General features: G+C 67.2%; 25 protein-coding genes. 12 read left to right on the plus strand and 13 right to left on the minus strand.

Features of this window, described 5'->3' with window-relative positions:
• Nucleotide 1: 1 nt before the first annotated feature.
• Nucleotides 2–2,077, minus strand: a complete 2,076-nt coding sequence (locus PARN5_RS0117290) for a hydantoinase/oxoprolinase family protein (RefSeq protein ID WP_018001029.1) — start codon at nt 2,075–2,077, stop codon at nt 2–4.
• 87 nt (nt 2,078–2,164) lie between these two features.
• Nucleotides 2,165–2,887, minus strand: a complete 723-nt coding sequence (locus PARN5_RS0117295; protein WP_018001030.1) for an isochorismatase family protein — start codon at nt 2,885–2,887, stop codon at nt 2,165–2,167.
• A gap of 172 nt (nt 2,888–3,059) precedes the next feature.
• Between PARN5_RS0117295 and PARN5_RS0117300 the strand changes: the two genes are divergently transcribed.
• Nucleotides 3,060–3,956 (plus strand): LysR family transcriptional regulator, encoded by an 897-nt coding sequence (locus PARN5_RS0117300; protein ID WP_018001031.1) that lies wholly within the window; start codon nt 3,060–3,062, stop codon nt 3,954–3,956.
• A gap of 2 nt (nt 3,957–3,958) precedes the next feature.
• Here the strand turns inward: PARN5_RS0117300 and PARN5_RS0117305 are convergent, their stop codons facing one another.
• The gene (locus PARN5_RS0117305) at nt 3,959–4,867 is read right to left on the minus strand and encodes a LysR family transcriptional regulator (protein ID WP_036745088.1); all 909 of its coding nucleotides are present in this window, start codon (nt 4,865–4,867) and stop codon (nt 3,959–3,961) included.
• A 146-nt stretch (nt 4,868–5,013) separates the two neighbouring features.
• Between PARN5_RS0117305 and PARN5_RS0117310 the strand changes: the two genes are divergently transcribed.
• The 7 genes from PARN5_RS0117310 to PARN5_RS0117340 all read left to right on the plus strand — a co-directional run bounded on the left by PARN5_RS0117310 (nt 5,014) and on the right by PARN5_RS0117340 (nt 11,975).
• A complete protein-coding gene (locus PARN5_RS0117310) occupies nt 5,014–6,078 on the plus strand; it encodes an extracellular solute-binding protein (protein WP_018001033.1) in 1,065 nt (354 codons plus the stop codon).
• Between the two features lie 43 nt (nt 6,079–6,121).
• Nucleotides 6,122–7,030, plus strand: a complete 909-nt coding sequence (locus PARN5_RS0117315) for an ABC transporter permease (RefSeq protein ID WP_018001034.1) — start codon at nt 6,122–6,124, stop codon at nt 7,028–7,030.
• Entirely contained in the window at nt 7,027–7,842 is an 816-nt protein-coding gene (locus PARN5_RS0117320) for an ABC transporter permease (RefSeq protein ID WP_018001035.1), read from the plus strand. The genes PARN5_RS0117315 and PARN5_RS0117320 overlap by 4 nt, the downstream gene beginning before the upstream one ends.
• An 11-nt stretch (nt 7,843–7,853) precedes the next feature.
• Nucleotides 7,854–8,924: an ABC transporter ATP-binding protein gene (locus tag PARN5_RS0117325; protein WP_018001036.1), complete on the plus strand. Its 1,071-nt coding sequence runs from the start codon at nt 7,854–7,856 to the stop codon at nt 8,922–8,924.
• Between the two features lie 18 nt (nt 8,925–8,942).
• On the plus strand, nt 8,943–9,944 hold the full coding sequence (locus tag PARN5_RS0117330; protein WP_018001037.1) for a dipeptidase: 1,002 nt from the start codon (nt 8,943–8,945) through the stop codon (nt 9,942–9,944).
• Nucleotides 9,945–10,041: 97 nt separating this feature from the next.
• Nucleotides 10,042–10,179, plus strand: a complete 138-nt coding sequence (locus PARN5_RS24365) for a hypothetical protein (RefSeq protein ID WP_157404075.1) — start codon at nt 10,042–10,044, stop codon at nt 10,177–10,179.
• Nucleotides 10,180–10,601: 422 nt separating this feature from the next.
• Nucleotides 10,602–11,975, plus strand: coding sequence for a PLP-dependent aminotransferase family protein (locus tag PARN5_RS0117340; protein ID WP_026155536.1), 1,374 nt, complete (start codon nt 10,602–10,604; stop codon nt 11,973–11,975).
• Here the strand turns inward: PARN5_RS0117340 and PARN5_RS0117345 are convergent.
• The 3 genes from PARN5_RS0117345 to hmgA all read right to left on the minus strand — a co-directional run bounded on the left by PARN5_RS0117345 (nt 11,972) and on the right by hmgA (nt 15,628).
• The gene (locus PARN5_RS0117345; RefSeq protein ID WP_018001039.1) at nt 11,972–12,388 is read right to left on the minus strand and encodes a DUF983 domain-containing protein; all 417 of its coding nucleotides are present in this window, start codon (nt 12,386–12,388) and stop codon (nt 11,972–11,974) included. The two genes, PARN5_RS0117340 and PARN5_RS0117345, sit on opposite strands and share 4 nt — an antisense overlap.
• Before the next feature lie 567 nt (nt 12,389–12,955).
• Nucleotides 12,956–14,161 carry a fumarylacetoacetase gene (gene fahA / locus PARN5_RS0117350; RefSeq protein ID WP_018001040.1) on the minus strand — a complete coding sequence of 402 codons (1,206 nt, stop codon included), beginning with the start codon at nt 14,159–14,161 and terminating at the stop codon, nt 12,956–12,958.
• Nucleotides 14,162–14,266: 105 nt separating this feature from the next.
• Entirely contained in the window at nt 14,267–15,628 is a 1,362-nt protein-coding gene (gene hmgA / locus PARN5_RS0117355) for a homogentisate 1,2-dioxygenase (RefSeq protein ID WP_018001041.1), read from the minus strand.
• Between the two features lie 122 nt (nt 15,629–15,750).
• Here hmgA and PARN5_RS0117360 point away from each other — a divergent pair, with 122 nt between their 5' ends.
• Nucleotides 15,751–16,167, plus strand: coding sequence for a MarR family transcriptional regulator (locus tag PARN5_RS0117360; RefSeq protein ID WP_018001042.1), 417 nt, complete (start codon nt 15,751–15,753; stop codon nt 16,165–16,167).
• 852 nt (nt 16,168–17,019) lie between these two features.
• On the opposite strand, the gene PARN5_RS0117365 is transcribed toward PARN5_RS0117360, so the two are convergent.
• A complete protein-coding gene (locus PARN5_RS0117365; RefSeq protein WP_026155537.1) occupies nt 17,020–18,300 on the minus strand; it encodes a lytic murein transglycosylase in 1,281 nt (426 codons plus the stop codon).
• Between the two features lie 141 nt (nt 18,301–18,441).
• The gene (gene epmA, locus PARN5_RS0117370) at nt 18,442–19,488 is read right to left on the minus strand and encodes an EF-P lysine aminoacylase EpmA (RefSeq protein WP_018001044.1); all 1,047 of its coding nucleotides are present in this window, start codon (nt 19,486–19,488) and stop codon (nt 18,442–18,444) included.
• 120 nt (nt 19,489–19,608) lie between these two features.
• Between epmA and efp the strand changes: the two genes are divergently transcribed.
• Nucleotides 19,609–20,175 (plus strand): elongation factor P, encoded by a 567-nt coding sequence (gene efp, locus PARN5_RS0117375; protein WP_018001045.1) that lies wholly within the window; start codon nt 19,609–19,611, stop codon nt 20,173–20,175.
• 53 nt (nt 20,176–20,228) lie between these two features.
• Here efp and PARN5_RS24620 read toward each other — a convergent pair whose 3' ends face one another.
• Both PARN5_RS24620 and argC read right to left on the minus strand, forming a co-directional pair.
• Nucleotides 20,229–20,396 (minus strand): hypothetical protein, encoded by a 168-nt coding sequence (locus PARN5_RS24620; RefSeq protein WP_198289619.1) that lies wholly within the window; start codon nt 20,394–20,396, stop codon nt 20,229–20,231.
• 114 nt (nt 20,397–20,510) lie between these two features.
• On the minus strand, nt 20,511–21,539 hold the full coding sequence (argC, locus tag PARN5_RS0117385) for an N-acetyl-gamma-glutamyl-phosphate reductase (RefSeq protein WP_018001047.1): 1,029 nt from the start codon (nt 21,537–21,539) through the stop codon (nt 20,511–20,513).
• 489 nt (nt 21,540–22,028) lie between these two features.
• Here argC and panB point away from each other — a divergent pair, with 489 nt between their 5' ends.
• On the plus strand, nt 22,029–22,859 hold the full coding sequence (gene panB / locus PARN5_RS0117390; protein WP_018001048.1) for a 3-methyl-2-oxobutanoate hydroxymethyltransferase: 831 nt from the start codon (nt 22,029–22,031) through the stop codon (nt 22,857–22,859).
• Nucleotides 22,856–23,704: a pantoate--beta-alanine ligase gene (gene panC / locus PARN5_RS0117395; RefSeq protein WP_018001049.1), complete on the plus strand. Its 849-nt coding sequence runs from the start codon at nt 22,856–22,858 to the stop codon at nt 23,702–23,704. Before panB ends, panC begins: the two co-directional genes overlap by 4 nt.
• 38 nt (nt 23,705–23,742) lie before the next feature.
• On the opposite strand, the gene PARN5_RS0117400 is transcribed toward panC, so the two are convergent.
• From PARN5_RS0117400 to PARN5_RS0117410, 3 genes are read right to left on the minus strand one after another with little or no spacing between them, the layout of a single operon-like run.
• Nucleotides 23,743–25,077: a HAMP domain-containing sensor histidine kinase gene (locus PARN5_RS0117400; RefSeq protein ID WP_018001050.1), complete on the minus strand. Its 1,335-nt coding sequence runs from the start codon at nt 25,075–25,077 to the stop codon at nt 23,743–23,745.
• A complete protein-coding gene (locus PARN5_RS0117405) occupies nt 25,074–25,751 on the minus strand; it encodes a response regulator transcription factor (RefSeq protein WP_018001051.1) in 678 nt (225 codons plus the stop codon). Before PARN5_RS0117405 ends, PARN5_RS0117400 begins: the two co-directional genes overlap by 4 nt.
• Nucleotides 25,751–26,062, minus strand: coding sequence for a PepSY domain-containing protein (locus PARN5_RS0117410; RefSeq protein WP_018001052.1), 312 nt, complete (start codon nt 26,060–26,062; stop codon nt 25,751–25,753). The genes PARN5_RS0117405 and PARN5_RS0117410 overlap by 1 nt, the downstream gene beginning before the upstream one ends.
• Nucleotides 26,063–26,130: the final 68 nt, after the last annotated feature.

Consider the following 26,130-nt stretch of genomic DNA (forward strand, 5'->3'; position numbering starts at 1 on the left):
CTCACGCCCCCTTGCTGATGCGCGTGTTGCCGTAATCCAGCGTCTCGGCCACATAGCCGGGCGGGACCAGGGTGGTGGAATTGTGCTGGACCAGGATCGCCGGCCCCGGCACGCGGTCGCCCGCAAACAGCCTGGTGCGGTCGTAGCGCGGCGTTTCCAGCGTCCGGCCGCAGTCGAAGGTGGTCGGGCGCACGAACATCAGCGCCCGGTCGATGGTCGATCCGTCGGTGGGCTGCACCTTGGGGATCTCGATCCGGCGCACGCTGGCCGAGCCGATGACCCGCAGCGTGATCAGTTCCACCTCGGCCTTGCGATAGGCATAGCCGTAGTCCTGTTCATGCGCGTCGTGGAAGCTGTCGATGATGACCTGCTTGTTCTCCTGCGTCAGCGGCCCCTCGGGGAAATCGGCGCGCAGCTCGAAGCCCTGGCCCTGATAGCGGCATTCGGCGATGATCTTCAGCTCCTGCGCCTCGCGCGCGATGCCGTCGGCATCCAGTTCCTCGTGCACGGACTGGCGCAGCTTTTCGACATGGCCGTTGATGCGGGCCAGCTCGGCATCGGTGGCAGAGTTCAGGATCAGGATCCCGGCCTCGGTATGTTCGTATTGCAGGTCGGTCTTCAGCAGGCCCACGGCGGCGGTGATGCCGGGCGCCACCGGCACGATCACGTCGCGGGCGCTGACCGCCTCGGCCAGGGCCACGCCATGCAGCGGACCGGCGCCGCCGAAGGGCATGATGGAAAATTCGCGCGGGTCGATGCCGCGCGCCACCGAGTTCGAGCGGATCGCCAGCGCCATGTTGTTGTTGATGATCCTGATGATCCCCAGCGCCGCGTCCTTGACCGACAGGCCCAGGGGCCGGGCGATCTTTTCCTCGACCGCCTTGCGGGCCAGGTCGGCGTCCAGCCGCAGGTCGCCGCCCAGCGCCATGTCGGGGTCGAGGCGCCCCAGCACGATCTGGGCATCGGTCACCGTCGGCTCATCGCCGCCGCGGCCATAGCAGGCCGGTCCCGGCTCGGACCCGGCGGAACGCGGGCCGACGTTGAAGCCGCCGGCTTCGTCGATGAAGGCGACCGAGCCGCCGCCCGCGCCGATGGTCACCAGGTCGATCATCGGTGTCAGCACCGGATAGCCCGCGACATAGGTGTCGCGCTGGTTCATGATCTTCAACTGGCCGCCGGGAATGGTCGAGATGTCGGCCGAGGTGCCGCCGATGTCGACGGTGATGATGTTGGGCGTGCCGGCCATCTCGCCTTCGGACGCGCCGCCGATGACGCCGCCGGCGGGGCCCGACATCAGGATGCGGATCGGGCGGCGCGCGCAGGATTCGACCGTCGAGACGCCGCCGTTCGACTGCATGATGCGCAGCTTCGAGGTCACGCCCGCCTCGCGCAGCCGGGCATCGAGGTCGCGCAGGTAATAGGCGGTCTTGGGTCCGACATAGCAATTCATCGCGGCGGTCGAGAAGCGTTCGTATTCCCGCATCACCCGCGCCAGCTCCGAGGACATGGTGACATAGGCGCCGGGGATTTCCTCCAGCACGATCTCCTTGGCGCGGGCCTCGTGGGCGTCGTTCAGGAAGCTGAACATGAAGCCGATCACGACCGAGCCGATGCCGCGCTTGCGAAACAGCGCGCAGGCGTCGCGCACGGCCTGTTCGTCCAGCGGCTCGGCGATTTCGCCGCTGGGCGGCAGGATGCGCTCGCGCACGGCGATGCGGTTGCGGCGCTTGACCAGCGGCTGGCTTTGCCAAGGCACGTCGAAATGCAGGCTGAAGTTATAGGGCCGCTTGTGGCGCCCGATATGCAGGATGTCGCGAAAGCCGTGCGTGGTGATCATCCCGCATTCCGCGCCATTGTGCTCGATGGTGATGTTCGTCGCGGTGGTGGTGCCATGGACGATGGTCTCGACCTCGGACGGGTCGATCCCCGCCCGGTCGCAGATGCCCCTGACGCCCTGGACCACGCCGATCGACTGGTTCTTCAGCGTGGTCGGAACCTTGTGGTAAAAGACCCCCTTTGCGCATTCGAGGACGAGATCGGTATTCGTCCCGCCGACATCGACGCCAATCCTGGCCATGTGACACCTCTCTGTTGCTTGGCTCGCGCCTGTCTTCGCGGCGCTGAAAAAAGGCGCCGGCCGCAAGGGACCGGCGCCAGGTGGGGGTTATTCCGCCGCGATCCTCTGCGCGCCGAGGCCATCGATATAGGCCACGCATTCATCGACGGTGTGGACGTCGCCGAACTTGGCGTCGATGTCGAACAGGTTCCAGGCCACCGCGCCCGGCACGCGGTCGCCGATGGCTTCCTTGACCGCGATGGTGCGGAAGCCGTCGGCAATGCCGTCGCAGATGGTCTGGCGCACGCAGGCGCAGGCGGTCACGCCGGTGACCAGGATGGTGTCCACGCCATTCGCGCGCAGGATGCCCGCCAGCTCGGTGCCGTGGAAGGACGAGGCGCGCTTTTTCAACAGCGTGTATTCGCCTTCGATGGGCGCGATGCGGCTGTCGATGGCCCACAGGTCCTTGTCCTTGATGTCCACCACATCGACCGGGATCTTGTTGTGCCACAGGCCCATGTCGGTGAAATCGGCATTGCGGTCGGTGATCTCGTAGGCCGTGGTGACATGCACGACCGGCAGGCGCGCGGCGCGGAACGCCTTCAGCAGCTTCTGCATGCCGGGGATGATCTCGTTGTCCATCTTCTCCTGGTCGCAGGTGAAGGGGTTGCCGGGGCGGGTCCAGGCATTCGCCAGATCGACGCTGACCAGGGCCGGACGCTTGCCGAAGCCGACGCGGCGCTGAAAGCCGCGCTCCTTGTAAAGTTTGGTGGCGGTGTCGAAGGCTTCCTGCAGCAGGCGGTCCAGTTCCTTGGTGTCCACTTCGCTCATGATCGAGATCCTTGTCTGGGTAAGAAAGGCGCAGCGATGCGCCGGGTATCCGAGCCGCCGGCATCCATCGTCCGCCGCTCTGGGACCATATTCCGTGTTTCCTTGACCCGGGGGAAATGGCGTGTCAGCAATTATTCATGCACCAGATGCATCAATCGCGGGGCGTCTTTTCATGAGCGATCATTCCGGCATCGAGAATGTTCATTCCTTCGTCACCCTGGCCCAGGAATTGAGCTTTCGCCGCGCCGCCGAACGCCTGCACCTGGACCAGTCGGCGCTGAGCCGGCGCATCCAGAAGCTTGAAGCCACGCTGGGTTTCCGCCTGCTGGAGCGGACCACGCGCGAGGTCCGGCTGACCCAGGCCGGGCGCAGCTTCTACGACGACAATGCCGACCTGCTGCGCGGCTATGCGTCCTCGATCCAGCTGGCGCGCCGCATCGCCGAGGGCAAGCTGGGCGCGCTGAACGTGGGCTACATGGCCTTCGCGGCCACCGAATTGATGCCCGCCGCGGTGGCGCGGTTCCGGCAGGCCCATCCCGAGGTGGACCTGAAGATCCGCTATATCCGCACCCAGGGTCAGAAGATCGCCCTAGCCAATGACGAGATCGACCTGGGCTACATGATCGGGCCGTTCGATCACGCGGATTACCACAGCCTGACGCTGTCGCTCGAACCGCTCTATGTGGTGACGCCGCGCAACCATGCGCTGCTGCGCCTGGCCGTCGTCACGCCCGCCGACCTGGCGGGCCAGGACATCATCCTGGGCGATACCCATGAATGGGAGGAATACCGCTGGCGCCTGGCCAACCTGTTCAGCGCCGAGGGCATATCGCTGAACATCGCCATCGAGGCATCGAACACCCTGGCCCTGCTGGGCCTGGTCGCGGCCGGGCTGGGCGTGACCGTCTATCCCGAAAGCCTGATCGGTTTCCTGGGCCGCAGCGTCGAGGTGCGCCCGATCATCCACCCGCAGTTCCGCATCAGCACCGTCCTCGCTTGGAAACGGTCGAACCGGTCGCGCCAGGTCCGCGAATTCGTGGAGGTCGCCAAGCTGGCCGGGATGCGCTAGCGCTAGGGCAGGGCCGGGACGCTGTTCCGGCCCTGGCTCCGCAGGAATTTCAAGAAGGTTTCCAGCACCTCGGACCTGTTCGTGCGGTCCCAGACCGCGGTGACCGGCAGCTTGTTGGTCACGTCCCGCAGCGGGCGCACGGCGACGCCCAGGCGCGGCAGGTTGCCGACGCAGCTGGAATAGATCGTGACGCCCACCCCCGCGACCACCAGCCCGAAGATGCCCTCGCTGTTCGACGCCTCCAGCACGATATTCGGAAAGAACCCCCGGCTGCGGCATTCCGCGAACAGCCTGCTGCGGAACGCGGCCCAGTTGTCGCCGGTGCCCAGCACGAATGGCTCGTCCGCCAATTGCGCCAGGGTCAGGGACGGTTGGGCGCAAAGCGGGTGCGAACTGGGCAGCAGCGCCACATAATCATCCTGGTCGAAGATCATCTGCCGGGTCGTCTTGTGCTCGAAAGGCCCGATCATGAAGCCGATGTCGATGCTTTGCTGCAGCAGCGCGACATGCTGGAGGGTCGTCGGCATGAAGATCAGGTCCAGCCGGATGTCGGGATGCGCGCTGGCGAAATCGCGCAGCACATGGGGCAGGTGGCCGTTGATGGCGAAATCGGTATAGGCGATTCGCAATTCGCCCCGGATGCCGCGCGCCGCATGGCGGGCGCTGTTGATGGCGCGGTCGATCTGGCCCTCCACGGTCGCGATCTCGGACAGGAAGGCCTTGCCCGCCGCCGTCAGCTCCACCCGGCGGGTGGTGCGCAGCAGCAGGGGCACGCCCACCTCCGCCTCAAGCTGCTGGATGGTCTTGGTCAGGGCGGGTTGCGCGATATGCAGCGCATCGGCCGCGCGGCCGAAATGCAGCTCGTTTCCGACTGCCGAAAAAGCGCGCAGATGGCGAAGGTCCAAGCCCATGGCATGGCTCATCATTGATAACTGACAGGAAATAATAAAATGCAAATTGATATTTTACAAATGGCGAATCGTCCTGCATCGTTTGTGAAACCTCCAAAAGACGCAGGGCCAACGAAGCCCGCCCCACAACAGGGAGATTGCCCGTCATGGCAAGCCGTATCATCGATTCCGCAACATTTTCGCGCCGTGGCACGCTGGGCCTTTTGCTCGGCGGCGTGGCCGCAGCCGCCATCGCGCCGCGCAGGGGCTGGGCCGCCGGCGGCACGGTCGTGGTGTCGAACTGGGGCGGCGACTGGAACGACCGCACGGTCCGTTACGTCGAAAAGCCGCTGCTCGAGGACAAGGGCTTCAGCATCGTCCGCGACCTGGGAACCGAACCCGAGCGCAAGGCCAAGCTGATCAGCGAAAAGCGCATCCGCCGCGCCTCGGCCGACGTGATCCATGTCAACAGCTCGGACGCCTTCGAATTGCAGAAGCAGGGGGTGGTCGCCGAACTGGATACCGCGCGCATCCCGAATTACGCCGATACCGCCCCGGAGCTGCAAAGCCCCTCTTTCGTCCCCTGGCTCTATAGCGGCGTGGTCATCATCTATGACACCACCAAGGTCTCCGAGCCGCCGAAATCCTATGCCGAGCTTTGGGATCCGAAATGGGCGGGCAAGGTCGGGCTGACCAACCAGCTTTACTTCAACTACATGATGATGGCCGGGCTGGTCGAAAAGGGCGACATGACCAGCGTCGAGGACGGCAAGGCCCGCCTGCAACGCCTGGTCGCGGACAGCAAGCCGCGCCTTTACGCCGCCCACCAGCAATTGCAGGCCGGGCTGGCCAATGGCGAGGTCGAGATCGCCGTGAACTACAAGGCGCGCGGGCTGCAATGGGCGCATGACGGGCTGCCGCTGGCGATCCAGTATCCCGAGGAGGGCGCCATCGCCGTGACCTTCGGCGCCTGCCTGACGCAGTTCGCCGCCAACCCCGATGCGGGCTATGCCTATCTGGACGCCATGCTGGACCGCCAAGCCATGGCGGGCCTGGCCGAGGCCAGCTTCTATGCCCCGGCCAACACCAAGGCCGCGCTGTCGGACGACCTGCGCCGCCTCGTCGATTTCTCGGCCGAGGAGCGGGCGAAGATGCGCTTCCTCGATTTCGACTATGTGGCGCAGAACACCGCCGCCTGGCTGGAATGGTGGAACAAGTCCTTCGCCGTCTGACTCGCACGCCCGTTCCCACCCGCCCTTGCATCGGAGAACCTGCATGAGCATGACCGAGATGGCGGTCGATCCGGCCCCGCCGCCCACCCCCGCCGGCACGCCCCGGCGGCTGGGGGCCGCCTGGCTCAGCGCGCCGGCGATGATCTTCGTCGCGCTTGGCCTGCTGGCGCCGCTGGCCCTGATGCTGCGCAACAGCCTGAACCGCTATGACCCGGCCGAACTGATGATCAGCGCGGTCACGGCCGAGAATTACACCAAGTTCTTCGGCGATGCCTTCTATCAAGAAGTCCTGTGGCGCACGGTCGGCATCTCGGCCCTGTCCACGGCGATCTGCCTGGCCGCCGGGATTCCACTGGCCTATTTCCTGGCCCGCCATGTCGCGCCCGGCACCAAGCGCGTGCTGCTGCTGGCGATCCTGGTGCCGCTGCTGATCGGGAACGCGGTCAGGACATCGGCCTGGATGCTGATCCTGAACGATAGCGGCGTGCTGGCCGCCTTCCTCGGCCTGTTCGGCTGGGACGGGCAGCTGGGGCTGATGTATTCCTCGGCCGGGGTCACCATCGGCCTGGTCTCGGTCCTGCTGCCCTTCATGGTCATCACCCTGAACAGCGTCTTCGAATCCATCGACCAGAACCTCGAGGACGCGGGCCAGAGCCTGGGCGCGGGCCACCTGACGGTGATGCGCCGGATCGTGCTGCCGCTGGCGATGCCCGGCATCCTCGCGGGCAGCGTCTTGTGCTTCATCCTGTCGATGAACGCCTATGCCACGCCGGTGCTGATCGGCGGGCCGACATTCCACATGATGGCGCCGACCGTCTATCAGCAGATCGCCAAGGTGATGAACTGGCCCTTCGGCGCCGCCCTGGCCTTCATCCTGATGGCCGTGACGCTGATCCTGACGGTGGGCGTGTCGGTCCTGGTCCAGCGCCGCTATCGGAAATGGAGCGAATGATGCCCGCACAGTCACGCGCCATCCGCCGGGGTTACGCCGCCTTTGCCGTGCTGGCCATCGGCTTCATCACCCTACCTTTGGTCTTCATCGTCTGGATGAGCTTCTTTTCCAACAAGATCCTGTCCTTTCCGCCGCAGGGCTATACGCTGGACTGGTATCTGCGCGCATGGGAGCTGTCGGATTTCCGCAATGGCTTCTTCCTCAGCATCCGGACCAGCCTGATCGCCACCGGCATCGCCCTGGTCCTGGGCCTGCCGGCCAGCTTTGCCCTGGCGCGGACCCGCTTCAAGGGGCGCGAGGCGATCAACACGGTGCTGATGTCGCCGATGATCGTGCCCGGCATCGTCGGCGGCAGCGCGCTGTTCGTGTTCTTCCTGGAGGTCGAGTTCCTGACCGGCTGGCGCATCGCCGGGACCAGCGCGGGCCTGCTGGTCGCCCACGGGTTGATCGCGCTGCCCTGGATGATCCGGCTGGTCACCACCGCGCTGATTTCGGTCAACCCCTCGGTCGAGGAGGCGGCGCGCAGCCTGGGGGCGGGACCGCTGACGGTGTTCTGGCGCATCACCCTGCCGGCCATCAAGCCGGGCGTGATCGCCGGGTCGCTGTTTGCCTTCATCAACTCCTTCATCGACCTGGAAAAGTCGCTGTTCCTGGTCGGGCCGGACAGCACGACCTTGCAGATCGCGCTGATCAACTATCTGGAATGGAATTTCGATCCGACCATCGGCGCCGTTGCCACCGTGCAGATCGCCCTCGTGACGGCCCTGCTGATCGTCACCGACCGCTACGTTAAGCTCAGCCGCGCCTTCTGAAAGGATAAACCATGTCTGACGTCGTTCTTCAGGATGTCGCCAAGCATTACGGCACCGCCGTCGCGGTGGAGAACATGACCCTGCGCATCGCCGATGGCGAGCTGGTGGCGCTGCTGGGGCCTTCGGGCTGCGGCAAGACCACCACCCTGCGCATGATCGGCGGCTTCGTCGATGCGACCAAGGGGCGGATCACGGTGGGCGGGCGCGACGTGACCGGCCTGCCGCCCAACCGGCGCAATATGGGCTTCGTGTTCCAGAACTATGCCCTGTTCCCGCATATGACGGTGGCGCAGAACGTGGCCTTCGGGCTGGAGATGCGCAAGGTGAACAGATCCGACGCCGCCCGCCGCGTGCGCGAGGCGCTGGCGCGGGTGCGCCTGTCGCAATATGCCGACCGCCTGCCCAAGCAGATGTCGGGCGGCCAGCAGCAGCGCGTGGCCCTGGCCCGGGCGCTGGTGATCGAACCCGACGTGCTGCTGCTGGACGAACCGCTGTCGAACCTGGATGCCTCGCTGCGCCAGGAGATGAAGCTGGAGATCCGCCAGTTGCAGCAATCCCTGGGCCTGACCACGGTCTTCGTCACCCATGACCAGGACGAGGCGATGAGCACCTCCGACCGCATGGTGCTGATGTATGATGGCCGGGTCGAACAGGTCGGCGCGCCCGACCAGATGTATACCCAGCCCCGCTCTGCCTTTGCCGCCGGCTTCCTCGGCATTCCGAACCTGCTGCGCGGGCGCATGGCGGCCGATCACGCCAGCTTCGTGACCGATGCGGGGCCGGTCCTGCGCCTGGCAGGGCAGGTGCCCGTCGCCGGTCCCGCCTGCCTGGCGCTGCGCCCCGAGGTGGTGGCGATCCAGGCCACCCCGCCCGCCGAAGGCGTCAACGCGCTGGCGGGCCGGGTCGAGGTGATGAGCTTTCACGGCGCAGCGGTGGAATACCAGATCGCGACCGAGGCCGGCCCGCGCATGACCGCGCGTGCCACCGCGCCCGGGCTGGGCGGCGCCGCGCCGGTGCCGCAGGGCAGCCGCGTCTGGCTGTGCTGGCCCCCTGCGGCCGGCGTGATCGTCAGCGAACACTGAAGCGAACAGGAGAAGACGATGAACGACCTGACCCCCGTTTCCGGGGCCGATGCCCTGCACGCCCGGCTGACCGTCGTGGACGGGCTGATCGTGTCGGATTTCGACCGTGCGATCTTTCAGGACATGCGGCAGGGCGGCATCACGGCCGCCAACTGCACCTGCTGCATCTGGGAGGGTTTCACCGCCACGATGCGCAACATCATGCAGTGGAAGCAGTGGTTTCGCGACAATGACGACCTGATCCTGCAAGTGCGCAGCACCGCCGACATCCGCCGCGCCAAGGCCGAGGACAAGACTGGCATCATCCTGGGCTGGCAGAACATCACCGGCATCGAGGATCAGATCGGCTATCTGTCGCTGTTCAAGGATCTGGGCGTCGGCATCATCCAGATGGCCTACAACACCCAGAACCTGGTCGCGACGGGCTGCTATGAATCCAGGGACGGTGGGCTGTCGGATTTCGGGCATGAGGTGGTGGCCGAGATGAACCGCCTAGGCATCCTGTGCGACCTGTCCCATGTCGGCGCGCAAAGCAGCCGCGATGTGATCCTGGCCTCGCGCCAGCCGGTCGCCTATTCCCATTGCCTGCCCGCCGGGCTGAAGGCGCATCCGCGCAACAAGACGGACGAGGAGTTGCGCTTCATCGTCGACCATGGCGGCTTCGTGGGCGTGACCATGTTCACGCCCTTCCTGGCGCGTGGGACCGATGCGACGGTCGACGACTATGTCGATGCGATGGAATATGTCATCAATCTCTGCGGCGAAGAGCGGGTCGGCTACGGCACCGACTTCACCCAAGGCCATGGGCAGGCGTTCTTCGACTGGATCAGCCATGACAAGGGTTATGCCCGCCGCCTGACCGATCTGGGCACGATCAGGAATCCGGCCGGTCTGGAATCGATCGGCCATACCGGCGCGCTGACCGCCGCCATGCAGCGCCGGAACTGGCCCGAGGCGCGGATCGAGCGCATCATGGGCGGGAACTGGGTCGCCCTGCTGGCCGAGGTCTGGGGCGCCTGATGGCCCGCGCCTGGTGGGCAGGCGGGTCACCCGCCCGCTGCCACGACCAGGAAGTGGCCGTCCGACGACTTCCGGTGCGCCTCGCGATGCGCCAGGATTGGCCATCGCTTCGCGCGACATGCCGGTCGTCAGCAACCCGTCGCGGCGCGAAAACGGTCGGCTCCGGATCGTCGATGCCAAGCCCGACGAAGCAGCGAAACGGCAGATTCCATGCCATCAACTGCCGGCCGCCTGATCGGGGGCAGGATCTGGACCGGACGCGCTTGGATCAATCGCTCCAGCCCGGCCGACGGGCGACCAGCACGCCAGAACTCGTAGTGCCGTTATAGGCGCGGCCCGGCCAGTCGGATCCCGATCACCGGGTCGGTGATGCGCCTGTGGCGGATATGACGGCAGGGCAGGATGCACCTCCTCGCCGCTGCCGTCGCCGATATTCGACAGCGGATAGGGATCGCGCAGCGTTCCAGCATCGCCGACGCTCGGGCCAGCCAGCCGACGCCATGCATACAAAGAAGAAGAAATTCCATGACTTGTATGGACGCGAAATATTCCGCGGTCCGTCCCGCGGAGGCGCTGCCGAACCCCGTCGGTCGGCCCGGCCTTGCCTGCGCCGCTTTGCCTGCATACAATCCGCTACAATTTCCCGATTGGACCGTCATGACCTCCTGGATTCCCGTGCTGGCTGCGGATGGCAAGCCGCGTTACCTGCAGATCGCCGATGCCATCGAGGCCGATGTCCGCAGCGGCGGATTGCGCCCCGGCGACCGGCTGCCGCCGCAGCGCCGGCTGGCCGAGGCTTTGGGCATCGACTTCACCACCGTCAGCCGCGCCTATGCCGAGGCGCAGGCCCGCCAGCTGGTGCAAAGCCATGTCGGGCGCGGCACCTTCATCCGCGGCACGCCGGCACCCGCCGCCACGGCCCCCGACCCCCGGCGGCTGGGCGGCGAGGACCTGTCGATGAACCGTCCGCCCGAGGTCACCGACCCCGCGCTGATCGCCCGCATGGCCGAGGGGGTGGCCGAGATCTCGGCCAACCTGATGCCGCTCCTGCGCTACCAGGCCACCACCGGCGGCGAGCCCGACAAGCTGGCGGCGGCGACCTGGCTGGCGCGGCGCGGCATCGCCCCCGCGCCCGAGCGCATCGCCATCGCCCCGGGCGCCCATGCCGCCATGGCCGCGATCCTGTCGACCCTGGCGCGCGCCGGCGACACGGTGCTGTGCGAGCGCATCACCTATCCCGGCCTGCGCGCCCTGGCCGCCCGGCTGGGATTGCGGCTGGCCGGGATCGAACTCGACGATGCCGGGATGATTCCGGAGCTGCTCGAGGTGGCGATCCGCGACCACGCGCCCAAGGCGCTTTACCTGAACCCGGTGCTGCACAATCCGACCACGCTGACCATGCCGGAATGGCGCCGCCGCGAGCTGGCCCACATCATCGCCCGCCACGCCCTGCCGCTGATCGAGGACGACGCCTATGGTTTCGTGCCGCAGGCGCCGCCGCCGCCCTTCGCCGTGCTGGCGCCGGCGCAGACCTGGCATGTCGGCGGGTTGTCGAAATGCATCGGCGCCGGGCTGCGGCTGGCCTATGTGGTGGCGCCGGACGGCCGCGCGGCCTTCGCGCTGGCCCAGGCGCTGCGCGCCTTTGCCGGCATGGCCTCGCCCCTGGGCATGGCGCTGGCGACACGCTGGATCGAGGACGGCACCGCCGACCGCATCCGCGATTTCGTCAGCGCGGAAAGCGCGGCGCGCCAGCGCATCGCCGCCGCGGTGCTGTCGGGCTTCCGGTTCCGCGCCGATCCGCATGCCTTCAACATCTGGCTGAAGCTGCCCGAAGGCGCCGGCCGCGCCGAGCTGATGGGCCGCATGGCCGGCCGCCACATCGGGCTGATGCCGGCCGATGCCTTCACCGTGGGCGCCGCACCCGACGAGCATCTGCGCATCTGCCTGGGCGGCTCGGTCAGCCGCGACGAGCTGCAGAGCGGGCTTCTGTTCCTGGCCGACAGCCTGTCCGGCGGCGGCTGGATGGGCTAGGCGGCGCGGACCGGGACGACGGCGCGCGCCGGCTCGAACCCGTGCATGCCCTTGACCCATTGCAGCGCGACGAACATGCCCTTGACCGGCGGCAGCAGCGCCAGCGACAGCCCCACCGCGGCAAGGCCCAGCAGCAGCGCGATCCGCGCCGGATGGTCCCCCAGCAGGCTGAACATCGGCACCAGCGCAAAGCCGATCAGATGCGCGACCAGCAGGATGACGACATAGGCCGGCCCGTCGTCGGCCCGCTGCGGCGTCAGATCCAGCCCGCAGGCGTCGCATTGCGCGGCCACTTTCAGATAGCTGCGAAACAGCTTGCCCTCGCCGCAGCGCGGGCACTTCAGGCAGGCACCCCGCCGCAGCGCCGGCTTGAGATTGCCGGGATCCTGGGCGAGCAGGGTCGATGAGGTCATGCGCGTTTTCCCTTGCAACAATCGCGGGCGCGTTCGCCGCGCCCAAGCCATACATAGGCAATTGATCGGCAAATTTAAAGATGATTGATTGCATTCAATAATGCAGTCAATCAAGGCTCTTGCGCCTCTCCGGCTTGCAGTCCTGCATGGTGGTTCCGCGGGCAACCGCCGCCGGCGCCAGGTCGAAACGGACCGGAATTTGCCATGCTGACCTGGTATCGGGCTTTCAATCCCGGTTTCTGCAAGGCTGTGGCCCGAGAAGCTGCGGACCGTGGCAGTCCGAGCGTATCCCGCCGGTGAAGGCCGATGCTCACCGGCCCCCGCGCGCCCCGCCGGGTCGGACGGCCGCAGCGCCGGAACGGCCCGGTCTCGCCCCTGTATCCGATGATCGCCAGCGATTGCTCAGCATCAGCCCGTCGATCTCCAGCGCTGGAACCAGATGCGCCACGCTGCGCGCCGGCCAGCAGGTCGACCGGCACCCGCTCATCAGCCGGTGCCCTTCGGCCCCAGCGCCATCCGCACCCCGGCAGGACATGGCCGCGCGCCAACAGCCATGCAGCACCACGCTCACGGCTGCGCCGGCAGCACCCGGCCCAGGCAGGGACCGAAGCCGATGCGATAGCCGTCGCCCTGCGCCTCGGCGAAAAGCCCGATCTCGTCGCCGTCCTCGATGAAAAGGCGCGGCTCGCCCTTGACCGTGACCGGCAGCTTGCCGCCTTCGGTCATTTCCAGAAGCGCCCCGGCCTGGTCGCGCGAGGGCCCCGAGATGGTGCCCGAGCCCAAAAGGTCGCCGACCCGCATCGGGCAGCCGGAACTGGTATGATGCGCCAGCTGCTGGGCGCTGGAGTAATACATGACGTTGTAATTGGTGCGCGCCATGACCTGCCCGTTCATGGTCCAGCCGACCGCCAGATCGTAGAATCCGGGCCGGCTTTCCTGCAGATAGGGCAGCAGCGGATTCAGCCGCTCGGCGCCGGGCGAACGGAAGGGCTCCAGCGCGGCCTGGGTCACCACCCAGGCGCCGATGGTGGTTCCCAGCGCCTTGGACTGGAACGGGCCCAGCGGCTGATATTCCCAAGCCTGCACGTCGCGCGCCGACCAGTCGTTCAGCAGCACATAGCCGAAGATCATCGCCTCGGCCTGCTCCACTCCGATCCGCTCGCCCATGCGGCTGTCGGCGCCGACCACGGCGCCCAACTCCAGTTCCAGGTCCAGCCGCCGGCAGGGCCCCCATTCCGGGCCGGCCTCGCCCTTTACCTGTCCCATGGGCCGACGGATCGGCGTGCCCGAGACCACCACGGAGGAGGCCCGTCCGTTATAGCCGATCGGCATATGCGTCCATTGCGGCGGCAGCGCATGCGCGGGGCCGCGAAACAGCATGCCGACGTTGAAGGCATGGTGCCGCGAGGCATAGAAATCGGTGTATTCCGCAACCCAGATCGGCAGGTGCAGGGTTGCATCCGCCATGGCGACCAGCGGCAGCTCGCCCGCGGCGCCTTCGGCCAGCAATGCGGACAGCCGCGCCCGCACCGCGTCCCAGCGCGTCCGTCCCAGGGCCATGAACCCGTTCAGTTGCGGTTGCGCGAAGGTGCCGCCGGCATCGATCAGCCCCTGCGCCTCGCAAGCCGCCAGATCCAGAATCATGTCGCCGATGGCCACCCCGCAGCGCGGCGCCTCGTCTGCCACGGAAAACACCCCATAGGGCAGATTGTTGAGGGGAAAGGGACCATCGGCGCGATTGGCGCTTTCGACCCGGGACCGCAGCAGGGGCATGCCGGTGTTCTTCTCCGTTTCAGAAATACCCTCGGGGGGAGCGCCTGTCCGCCCCCGTCGAGGGGGCGGACAGGCGCCGGGGGGCAGACAGCCCCCCGCGCCGCGTCACTTCACGCCCGGCGTGCCGTCGAACTTCTTCTCGAGCCGGTCCCAGACCTCGATATAGTCCTGCTGCATCGGTGCCTCGCGGGCGGCGAATTCGGTCAGGTGCTGGGGGAAGCGGGTCTCGAACATGAAGGACATGGTGTGGTCCAGCTTCTCGGGCTTCAATTCGCTGTCCGAGGCATGTTCGAAAGCGTCGCGGTCCGGGCCGTGCGGCAGCATGCAATTGTGCAGGCTGATGCCGCCCGGCGCGAAGCCCTGCGGCTTGGCATCATAGACGCCGTAGATATTGCCCATCAGCTCGGACATGATGTTCTTGTGATACCAGGGCGGGCGGAAGGAATGTTCGGCCACCAGCCAGCGCTCGCGGAACAGCACGAAGTCGATATTCGCCGTGCCCTCCTGTCCCGAGGGCGCGGTCAGCACGGTAAAGATCGACGGGTCGGGATGGTCGAACAGGATCGCGCCGACCGGGGAATAGCTGCGCAGGTCGTATTTATAGGCGCAGTAATTGCCGTGCCAGGCCACCACGTCCAGCGGCGAGTGCCCGATCCAGGTCTCGTGGAACTGCCCGCACCACTTGATGACCACGCGCGAGCGGGTCTCGCGATCCTCATAGGCCGCCACCGGGCATTTGAAGTCGCGCGGATTGGCCAGGCAATTGGCGCCGATCGGGCCGCGGCCGGGCAGGTCGAACGTCTGGCCGTAATTCTCGCAGACGAAGCCGCGGCAGGGGCCGTCCAGCACCTCGACGCGATAGACGAGGCCGCGGGGCAGGATGGCGATTTCCCGCGGCTCGAGGTCGATCACGCCGAGTTCGGTGCAGAAGCGCAGCCGGCCCTCCTGCGGCACGACCAGCAGTTCGCTGTCGGCCGAGAAGAAATATTCGTCCTGCATGGATTGCGTGACCAGGTAGACATGGCTGGCAATGCCGACCTGGATGTTCACATCGCCGGCGGTGGTCATGGTGCGCATCCCGGTGATCCAGGTCAGCGCCTGTTCCGGCAGCGGGATCGGATCCCAGCGATATTGCCCCAGGCTGACGATGTCGTCGCGGACGTTCGGCGCGGTTTTCCAATAGGGCAGGGCGATCGGCGCGAAGCGGCCGGTGTGATGCACCGAGGGCCGGATGCGATAGCACCAGGTGCGCTCGTTCTGGCCGCGCGGCGCGGTGAAGGCGGTGCCGGACAGCTGCTCGGCATAAAGCCCGTAGTTGCATTTCTGCGGGCTGTTCTGGCCTTGCGGCAGGGCGCCGGGCAAGGCCTCGGTCTCGAAATCGTTGCCGAAACCGGGCATGTAGCCCGCGACCGTGCCGGTGGTGGCGGCGGCGCGGATCATGCCGGTGGGCAGGGCGTGATGGGACATGCGGCCTCCTCCCCGGGATTCATTGCCGATGCAACGAAAATACCGTTGCTTTGGCAACGATGTCAACGGCCTTGTTGCGGCAGCAACGATTTTCTGCTGAGCTGCCGCCGACAGGAGGAACGATGAGCTTTGATCTGGACGGATTCCTGCCCTATCGGCTGGCCGTGGCGGCGGCGCAGGTCAGCCGCCGCTTTGCCGCGCTGTACGAGGCCGAGGCCGGGCTCAGCATCCCCGAATGGCGGGTGCTGGCGCATCTGGGCAAGTCCGGCCCGGTCAGCGTGCGGGACATCACGCAGCGGGTGAACCTCGACAAGTCGGTGGTCAGCCGAGCGGCGACGCGGCTGGAACAGGCGGGCCATCTGCGCAAATCCGGCCATGACAGCGACCAGCGGCTGGTGGCGCTGGAGCTGACCGAGGACGGGCGGGCGCTGATGGCCCGGCTTGGCCGCATCGCCGATACGTTCCAGGCCGAGCTGCTGGCCGAGCTGGGCGAGGATGCGGCGCCGCTGCTGCGGGCGCTGGATCGGCTGGGCCGCTAGCCGCGTGCTTGCCGGATCGCCCGGCCCAATGCCGCGATGCCGTGTTCCAGCGCGGCCCCATCGTCCTTGGACGTCGAGGACCAGGGAAAGCGGCAGAAAGCCACGGGGGAATCGCTGTCGGGGGCGGCAGGGCTGCTCATAACGGTTGCATGGGCTGCAATCCCCGACTGCACCAGACACGGCGGGGCGCGGGCCGGGAGACGTCCTGTCCGGCGCGCTGGGCTGCGAATGGGTTCACAAAACAGGACAGCATCTTCAACGGACCTTTCAGCAGAACACGTTGTTCGGAAGACAAAGATCCTCCGGAGCAGCAGCGATAATTTGGCAGATGGCCAGCAGGTGCTCTGAGGCATTCGCTGATCAGCGGCTGGATCGTTGCTGAAATGTTCCGGCTGCGTCAATTGGGCGGATTGCATAACGCAGAGCTATCGGCCACTCGTTCGACGAAGAGAGCGGAGCGGCCAATCACGACCATAGGTCATTGTAATATAATAAAATTATTTGAATCGGAGCGCTAATGGCAAACATTTGGCCGACCAATGGTCGCCGAAACGGCTAAAATGGCTTCTTTTTGCCCACTGATTCAGTGGCCGTCATTGTTCGGTTGCTCGACAAAAACTCGCCCTTCCGCAAGGATTTGCCGATAACCAGAGTTATGTAAAATATGCCGCGCCGCGCATCCTGCTGGTCAGGACCTGCCCAAAATGCCAGCTTCACATCCGGAGCCCGGCGCGCCACAAAGGGTCATGTCGGTCAGCGGTGCGCTTGTTGTGGTGGTAAGCGGTCACGAGTCGTTCCGACGCGAAACGGGCGAAGGTTGTGGTGGCCTTCGCCCGTTCGTCATTCCTGCCGTCAACCGCGGCGCAGCTGCTCCAGCAGCGTGGCCGAAGGCTCGCCGGTCGGCGGCAGCCCGCGCGAGGTCTGATAAGCCCGGATCGCGGTGATGGTGTTCGAACCGACATTGCCGTCGACGCCCTGCGTGTCGAAGCCGCGCGCGGTCAGCAGCCGCTGCATCTCCTTGCGCTGCTCGATGCGCAGGCCGGGATGGCTGGCCGGCCATGGATTCGCCAGCCCCGGATAGCCTTTCAGCCGATCGGCCAGATGCGCCACCGCCAGCGCATAGCTGTCGGCGTTGTTGTAGCGCAGGATGGCGTGGAAGTTGCGGGTGATCAGGAAGGCCGCGCCATCGGCGCCGCCGGGGATCAGCAGCTCGGTCGAGGCGCCGGCCGGCGGCAAGGGCCGCGAGGTGGCCTGGCGAATGCCCAGCGACTGCCATTCCGAGACCGAGCGCCGCTTGCCCTTGCCGGCCAGGCCGGTGTTGAAGCCGGCGGGCAGTGTCACCTCGACCGCCGCCGGCAGGCCGGGCTGCCAGCCGGATTTCGCCAGGTAATTCGCCGTCGAGGCCAGCGAATCCGAGGGATCGTTCGACCAGATGTCGCGGCGGCCGTCTCCCGTGAAATCAACGGCATAGGCCAGGTATGTCGTCGGGATGAACTGGGTGTGGCCCATGGCGCCGGCCCAGCTGCCGGTCATATGGGCGGGGCCGATGTCGCCCGCCTGCAGGATCTTCAGCGAGGCCAACAGCTGGCTGCGGAAGAAATCGCCGCGATAGCCCTCATAGGACAGCGTCGACAGCGCCTCGATCAGCGGCAGGTCGCCGCGCCGCTCGCCATAGGTCGATTCCATGCCCCAGACGGCGGTGACGATCTCCTTGTCGACGCCATAGGTCGCCTCGACGCGGCTCAGCACGCCGCCATATTGCCCCAGCGCGGCGCGGCCGTTGGTCTGGCGTTTTTCCGAAACCGCGTTTTCCAGGTATTCCCAAAGCGATTTCTTGAACTCAGCCTGGTTCTGGCTGCGCTTGACCACCTCGGGGTTGTAGACCACGTCGCGGAAGGCGAAATCCAGCGTGCTGTCGCTGATACCCTGGGCGCGCGCATTGGCCTTGAAGCCGGCGATCCACTGGTTCAGCCCGGCGACCTTGGCCGGCGGCGGGTTCTGGTTGCGGCCCCATTTGATCTCCTGGCTCTGCTGCGGCACGCCGCCGCGCGGGGCATACATCCCGCCGCTGCATCCGCCCAGAACCAAGGCCAAAGCCGTCAACGTGGCCGTCAGTCGCAATGAAAACCGCATTCCCTGCCCCTCGCATGTGTTTTTCTCAACCTAGCGTTCCCGTGATCGGGCCGAAAGGCGAAATCATGGTGGCGGCAAGGCGCCGCGCATCCGCGAGCGGCATAGTTCGAAAATGCATGAATTGTCGGATGCAACAGACTGTTATTGCGTGATAGGTGTCCAGATCACCTCGTCGATGCGCGGCGCGCCGGTCGCCAGCATCACCAGCCGGTCGAACCCCAGCGCGCAGCCCGAGGCCGGCGGCATCTGCGCCAAGGCCGCCAGGAAATCCTCGTCCAGCGGATAACGCTCGCCATAGATTCGGGCCTTTTCCTGCATCTCCAGCTCAAACCGGCGGCGCTGTTCGGCGGGATCGGTCAATTCGCCGAAACCGTTCGCCAGTTCGACGCCGCAGGCGTAAAGCTCAAAGCGCTCGGCCTCGCGCGGCTCGTCGCCGGCGGGCCGGGCCAGCGCGGCCTCGGCAGCCGGATAGCGGTCCAGGATCAGCGGCCGGCCCTGGCCCAAGCGCGGCTCGACCTTCTCGACCAGGATGCGCGACAGCATGTCGGACCAGGTATCGTCGGCGCCAAGGCGGATGCCCTGCCCCTCGGCCTGCGCGCGCAGCGCCGCCGCATCCGTCTTAGCACCGTCGCAGGTCGCAAGCAGGTCGATGCCGGCATATTCGCGAAAGGCTTCGGCCACGCTCATCACCTGCGGCGTGGCGAAAGGGTCGCATTCCATATCGTGGAACCGCAGCATCTCGGCCCCGGCGGCCTCGGCGGCCAGCCGCAGATAATGCGCGCAATCCTCGAAAAGCACGCGATAATCCTCTCCGGCGCGATACCATTCCAGCATGCAGAACTCGGGGCTGTGCAGCCGGCCGCGCTCGCGGTTGCGCCAGACATGGCTGAAGGCAAAGATGCGCGCCTCGCCCGCCGCCAGCAGCTTCTTCATGGCGAATTCCGGGCTGGTGTGCAGATACATCGGCCGGGGCTGGCCGTCGTTGCCGATCTGCCGGGTCTCGAAAGCGTGCAGATGCGCCTCGTTTCCGGGGCTCACGGCCAGGGCCAGCGGATCGACCTCGATGAACTCCCGGACCTCGAGCCAGTCGCGGATGGCGCGCTGGATGCGGTTGCGGGCCAGAAGCAGCGGCCGGCGGCCGGCATGGCGGTCGCGGTCCCACCAGGGCGTGTCAGGGGCGGTTTTCATCGCAGACCTCGTTTTTCGCCGCTTGCGACTGGCGCAAAGCCGCGCGAGGCGCTAAGGGAAACCATCATCGCCGGCATAGCCGGCGCGTCGGAATTTGAAAAGCAGGCAAGGGAAACCGCCTTGAAAGTCATCGCCTCCAGCCTTCGCAAAGGCAATGTCGTCGAGATCGACGGCAAGCTTCATGTCGTCCTGACGGCGACCAACTTCCACCCCGGCAAGGGTACGCCGACCACCCAGGTCGACCTGCGCCGCATCTCGGACGGCAACAAGGTCTCGGAACGCTGGAAGACCACCGAACAGGTCGAGCGCGCCCATGTCGACGAGCGCGCCTATAATTTCCTCTACGAGGACGGCGAGGGCTTCCACTTCATGGAGCCGGAAAGCTATGAGCAGGTCGTGGTCTCGCCCGACGTAGTCGGCGACGACAAGGTGTTCCTGGAAGACGGCATCAGCGTCTTCTTGCAGGTCCACAACGGCGTCGCCATCGCCATCGAACTGCCGCAGAAGGTCACCGTCGAGGTGGTCGAAACCGAGCCGGTGGTCAAGGGCCAGACCGCCTCGTCCAGCTACAAGCCGGCCATGGCGCATAACGGCGTGCGCATCATGGTGCCGCCGCATATCGGCGTGGGCACCAAAGTCATCATCAACACCGCCGACCTGACCTATGTGGAACGCGCCAAGGGCTGAGGGCTTGAGGGTCGCATGACGGGGCGGGGCCGACGGCCCTGCCCCTTGTCGTGTCAATCGGCCGTGGCAGCGCCGACGGTGGCCCCGGCCACGGCGCCGACGGGTCCGGCCACCACCGCGCCGCCGATGCCGCCGGTGGCGGCGCGTTCGGTGGCATTGTCGCCGCAGGCGGCCAGCGCCAGCACCATGACGGAAGCGGCAGTCGCAAACAGGCTACGCATTCCCAATCCTCCTCTGCTGCGGCGACATGCCGCCGCCGCTCTGGCAACAAGACGCGCGGAGCGGGCCCGCGGTTCCCGGGAAAACGCGGAAGAAAGCGCCGCAGGCCGCTGGGTTCAGGGGAAGATCGGCGCCAGCATCAGCCCTTCGGTCTCGGGCAGGCCCAGCATCAGGTTCGCGTTCTGCACCGCCTGCCCCGAGGAGCCCTTGCAGAGGTTGTCCAGCGTCGAGACCACCAGCGTGCGCCCCGAAATCCGGTCCCCGGTCACGCCGATATGGCAGAAGTTCGAGCCCTGCACATGCGCCATCGCCGGCAGCTGGCCAAAGGGCAGCACCGCGATGAAGGGCTCGTCGGCATAGGCCTGGGCCAGCGCGGCATGGACGGCCTGCGGCTCGCCCTTCAGATAGCACGAGGCCAGGATGCCGCGGTTCACCGGCACCAGGTGCGGGGTGAACTGGATCTGCACCGGCCGGCCGGCCAGCAGGGAAAACTCCTGGTCGAACTCGCCCAGGTGGCGGTGCTTGCCGCCTTGGGAATAGCCGGCCACATCCTCGGAGCGTTCGGCGAAGAGCATGTTTTCCTTGAGCGCGCGCCCTGCCCCCGAGACGCCGTTCTTCAGGTCGCAGATGATGTCGTCGAGATCGATCAGCCCCGATCCGATCAGCGGCCGCAGCGCGAATTGCACCGTCGCGGCGTTGCAGCCGGTGCCGGCGACCAGCCGCGCGCCCTTGATCTGGTCGCGATAGAATTCGGTCAGGCCATAGACCGCCTGCGGCTGGACCTCGGGCGCGGCATGGTCGAGCCCGTACCATTTCCTGTATTCCGCCGGGTCGCGCAGCCGGAAATCGGCGCCCAGGTCGACGATCTTCACATGGCCGGGGATCTGCCCGACCAGCGGCTGGCTGAGCCCATGCGGCAGGGCGCAGAACACCAGGTCGATGGCCGAGAAGTCGATCTCCTCCATCTTGACCAGCGCCGGCAGTTTCAGGTGGCGCAGATGCGGAAAGACCTCGTCATAGCCCTGCCCCGCCTTGCGGTCAGCCGACAGCGCCGCGACCTCGATCGAAGGATGCGTGGCAAGGATCCGGACGAGTTCGGCGCCCGTGTAGCCCGAGGCGCCCAGGATGGCAGCTTTCAGCGTCATGTCGTGATCCCGAGGAACTGGCCGCGCAGGCGCGGCGCTGGTTGTCAGGCCCGCGGGGGCCGGAAACCGGCACTAGGCCCGGGCTTCCGGCATGTCAAGCCGCCGGTCAGGTTGCAAGGCACGCCCGTTCGCACGCCCGCACCGTGCCGCTCACCGCTATTTTCTTCAGAAACCACATCAATAATTCATCTCAAATATCGTAAATTACTATGATATTTTTGCTTTATTCGTTCTGGACCTTTAGCCGATGGTACTGACAGCGGCGCTAATGGCAATCCTATCGGACTTTCATGCTTGCTCCGGTCCGTCCGACGACAGTATCTTTTTGAATTCTTTCATGAAAGTTGGAAACACCGCAGGGCACGCGAAGGACAAGGCTTCTTTTCGTGCGCAGGAATGCTGCATCTGCATCATTTTATTGCGAGACATGGCGGAAGGAATCAAATATTCGGGCAGCGGCCGCCGAGGCCTTGGATAACGGAGGAACTGATGAGCGCGACACCCGAGCGCAAGGCCCGGCTGAGCCCCGGCGACATCCGCGCCCGCAAGGGCATCCAGCCCGTGGTCTGCCTGACCGCCTATACCACGCCCATGGCGCAACTGGTGGACGCGCATTGCGACGTGACCCTAGTCGGCGACAGCCTGGGCATGGTGCTGCACGGGCTGCCCTCGACCCTGGGCGTGACCATGGAGATGATGATCCTGCACGGCAGGGCGGTGATGCGCGGCGCCGCGCGCTCTTGCGTGGTCGTGGACATGCCCTTCGGCAGCTACGAGGAAAGCCCCGAGCAGGCGTTCCGCAATGCCGCGCGGCTGCTGGCCGAGACCGGCTGCCAGGCGGTGAAGCTCGAGGGCGGGCGGCACATGGCCGAGACGGTGGCCTTCCTGGTCGCGCGCGGCATCCCGGTCATGGGTCATGTCGGGCTGACGCCGCAATCGGTCAACACGCTTGGCGGCTACAAGGTGCAGGGCCGCAGCCATCACGAAGCCGACCGCATCGCCGTCGATGCCGCGGCGCTGGCCGATGCCGGCGCCTTCGCCGTGGTGCTGGAAAAGCTGCCGAGCGCATTGGGCGCCCGCATCAGCGCCGAGATCGCGGTGCCGACCATCGGCATCGGCGCCGGGGTGGATTGCGACGGCCAGGTGCTGGTGGTCGACGACATGCTGGGGCTGTTCTCGGACTTCCGGCCGAAATTCGTCAAGCGCTATGCCGAGCTGGGCGAAGCGGCCGAGGCCGCCATCGCCGCCTATGCCGAGGAGGTGCGCGCCCGCGCCTTCCCCGGCCCCGAGCACGGCTTCGGCGAGGGCAAGCCGGAATGACCACGCCCATCATCCGGCCGCTGGCCGAATTGCGCACCCTGGTCCGGGGCTGGAAGGCCGCGGGCGAGACCATCGGCGTGGTGCCGACCATGGGGGCCCTGCACGAGGGGCATCTGAGCCTGGTCCGGGCCGCGAAATCCGGCTGCGACCGGGTGATCGTGACGCTGTTCGTCAACCCGCGCCAGTTCAACAATGCCGAGGATTTCGCCAAATATCCGCGCACCGAACATGCCGATGCCGCGCTGCTGGCGCCGCTGTCGGTCGATGCGCTGTTCGTGCCGGACGCGGCCGAGGTCTATCCGCCGGACCACGCCACGGTGATCTCGGTCTCGGGCGTGACCGCGCCGCTGGAAGGCGCCTATCGGCCCGGGCATTTCGACGGCGTGGCGACGGTGGTGACGCTGCTTTTGAACATGACCGGCGCCGACCGGGCCTATTTCGGCGAAAAGGACTGGCAGCAATTGCAGCTGGTGCGCCGGCTGGTCGCCGACCTGAAGCTGTCCTGCGAGATCGTGCCCTGCCCCTGCGTGCGGGCCGAGGACGGGCTGGCCTTGTCCTCGCGCAACCAGCGGCTGGACCCCGGGGCGCGCGCCCGTGCCGCCGCCCTGCCGCAGGCGCTGTTCGCGGCCGCGCGGGCGATCGAGGCGGGCGCCGAGGCAGAGGCGGCTCTGGCCGAGGCGCGCGCCGGGCTGGACGCGGCGGGCATCGGCCCGGTCGATTACCTGGAGCTGCGCGACAGCGAAAGCCTGGGTCCGGCCCAGCCCGGGCGGCCGGCGCGGCTGCTGGTCGCGGCCTGGCTGGACGGCGTGCGGCTGATCGACAATGTCGCGGTGGCGACCGGCTGAAGCGTCGCCGGGGTATTTGGAAAACGGTGAAAGCCCGCTCAGGGCATGGCGTCGAGGCGCAACTCGGCCAGGAAGCCGGGATCGGCGTTTTGCAGGCTGAGCTCGCCCTGGGCGGCGTCGGTGATGTCGGCGACCATGGCGAGGCCGATGCCCTGGCCCTGGCCGCTGGGGTCGAGGCTGAGGCCGCGCCGGGTCAGGCCGGCAAGCTCGGCCTCGGCGACGCCGGGGCCGTCGTCGCGGATGGCGATGACGATGCGCGGGGCTTCGGCGCGGACGGTGATCTGCACCCGGCTGCGGGCATGGCGCATGGCGTTCTCCATCAGCGCGCCCATGGCTTCGGTCAGATCGCCCGGGTCGATGCGGGCGCGCAGCCCGGGCGCGGCGTCGAGCTGCCAGTCGAGCCCGGCGCCCGCCGGCGTGCGGCGCAGCACGCCGATCAGCTTGCCGGCGATTTCGGCCGGGACGGCGCCGCTGGTCGGACCCGCGGTCTGGATCCGGGCCCGCGCCAGCTCGCGGTCGACGTGGCGGCGCATCTCGGTGGCGATGGTCTCGATGCTGCGCGCGAGTTCCGTTTCGCCCCGGCCGCGCAATTGCGCGGCATCGCCCAGAAGGGCCTGGAGCGGGGTCTTGAAGCCATGCGCCAAGTTGGCCGCGCGGTGGCGGGCGCGTTCCAGTTCCTGGTCGCGGGCGTCGAGCAGGCTGTCGATCTGGTTGGCGAGCGGCGTCACCTCGGTCGGCAGGCCCCGGCCCATGCGCGGCCGGGTGCCGGACACCAGACCCGCCACCCGGGCGCCGACCTGGGCCAGCGGGCGCAGGCCGATGGTGATCTGCACCCAGCTGGCCAGCAGAAGCGCCAGGCCCAGCAGCGAGAGATAGGGCAGCAGGTCGCCCAGGAAGCCCTGTTTCGCCAGGGCGAGCCGGCTGCGGTCCTCGGCCACCACGATGCGCAAGGGCAGCGCCGCGGCGCCCTGCCCGACCGCGAGGCTTTGCTCGACCGCCAGGAGCGGCTCGCCGCGCGGGCCGGGCAGGTTCAACACCCGGCTCTGGCCCGGCGGCAGCGCCCGGCCTTCGAGCGGCAGCGCATAGTCCCAGAGCGAGCGCGAGCGGCGCGTTTCCTCGCCCAGGCTGACCTGCCAGTAATGTCCCGAGAAGGGCTGGTCGTAGAGCGGGTCTTCCGGTGGGGCGCGCAGGCTGGCGCCGCGCGGCTCGACCATGGCGGCCAGCGCCAAGGCGCGGTTGCGCAGGTCGGCGGCGGCGACGCGGGCGACATGGCGCTCGAAGAGCACCGCGAGGCCCATGCCCGACAGCGCCAGCGCCAGCGCGATGGCAAGCCCGCCCGCCAGCACCAGCCGCCAGCGGATCGAACGCATCATGCCGCCCCCGGGGCCGCGCCGCCCTCCAGGTGATAGCCGAAGCCGCGCCGCGTCGCGATGACGCCGGCGCCGAGCTTGCGGCGCAGCCGGGTGATCACCGCCTCGACGGCATTGGCCTCGCGCGCGTCGTCGTCGCCGTAGAGATGTTCCAGGAGCTCGGTCGGCGGCACGGTGCGGTCGCGGTTCAGCGCCAGATAGGCGATCAGCCGGAACTCCAGCGGCGTCAGCGCCACCGGAATGCCGTCGATGGCCGCCGTCATCCGGTTCAGGTCCACGGTCAGCCGGCCGACTTGCTGGGTGGCGGTGCCGCGTCCGCCGGCGCGGCGCACCAGGGCGCGGGCGCGGGCGATCAGCTCTTCCATGCGGAAGGGCTTGGGCAGGTAGTCGTCGGCGCCGGCGTCGATGCCTTCGACCCGTTCGGTCCAGCCGCCGCGCGCGGTCAGGATCAGCACCGGGCTTTCGCAGCCCTCGGCCCGCCAGCGCTTCAGCACGGTCAGCCCGTCGAGACGCGGCAGATTCAGGTCCAGCACGATCAGGTCGTAATTCTCGGTCCCGCCGCGGAACCAGGCGGTGTCGCCATCGGCCGCGCCTTCGACCCGGAAGCCCGCCGCGGTCAGCGCGCGCTCCAGATCGGCAGCGATGCGGGTGTCGTCCTCGACCACCAGGGCGCGCATCAGCCGGCGTCCTCGTCGAGGCTGACGATGCGGCCGGTGGCCGCGTCGATCTCGACCTCGATCAGCCGGCCGTCGCGCGTCACCAGTTCGACCTCGTAGATCAGCATGTCGTCGTCCTGTTCCAGTTCCACCTCGACCACCCGGCCGGGATGCGAATCCTGCAACCTGGCGAGCACCTCGGCAAGAGACAGGATCTCGCCGCGCTCGACCGCGTCGCGGGCGAATTCGTAATCGGGCGTCGGGGCGGATTGCGCCCAAGCGGCGAGCGGCGGCAGCGAGAGGACCAGGAGAAGGGCGATGAGCGGTTTCATGCCTGTCCGATAGCGCGCCGCGACTGACAGCGGCCTGACATTTGCGACCTGGATCCTTTTGGGCGCGG

Origin of the sequence: Paracoccus sp. N5 (assembly GCF_000371965.1) — a bacterium.
GTDB lineage: Bacteria > Pseudomonadota > Alphaproteobacteria > Rhodobacterales > Rhodobacteraceae > Paracoccus.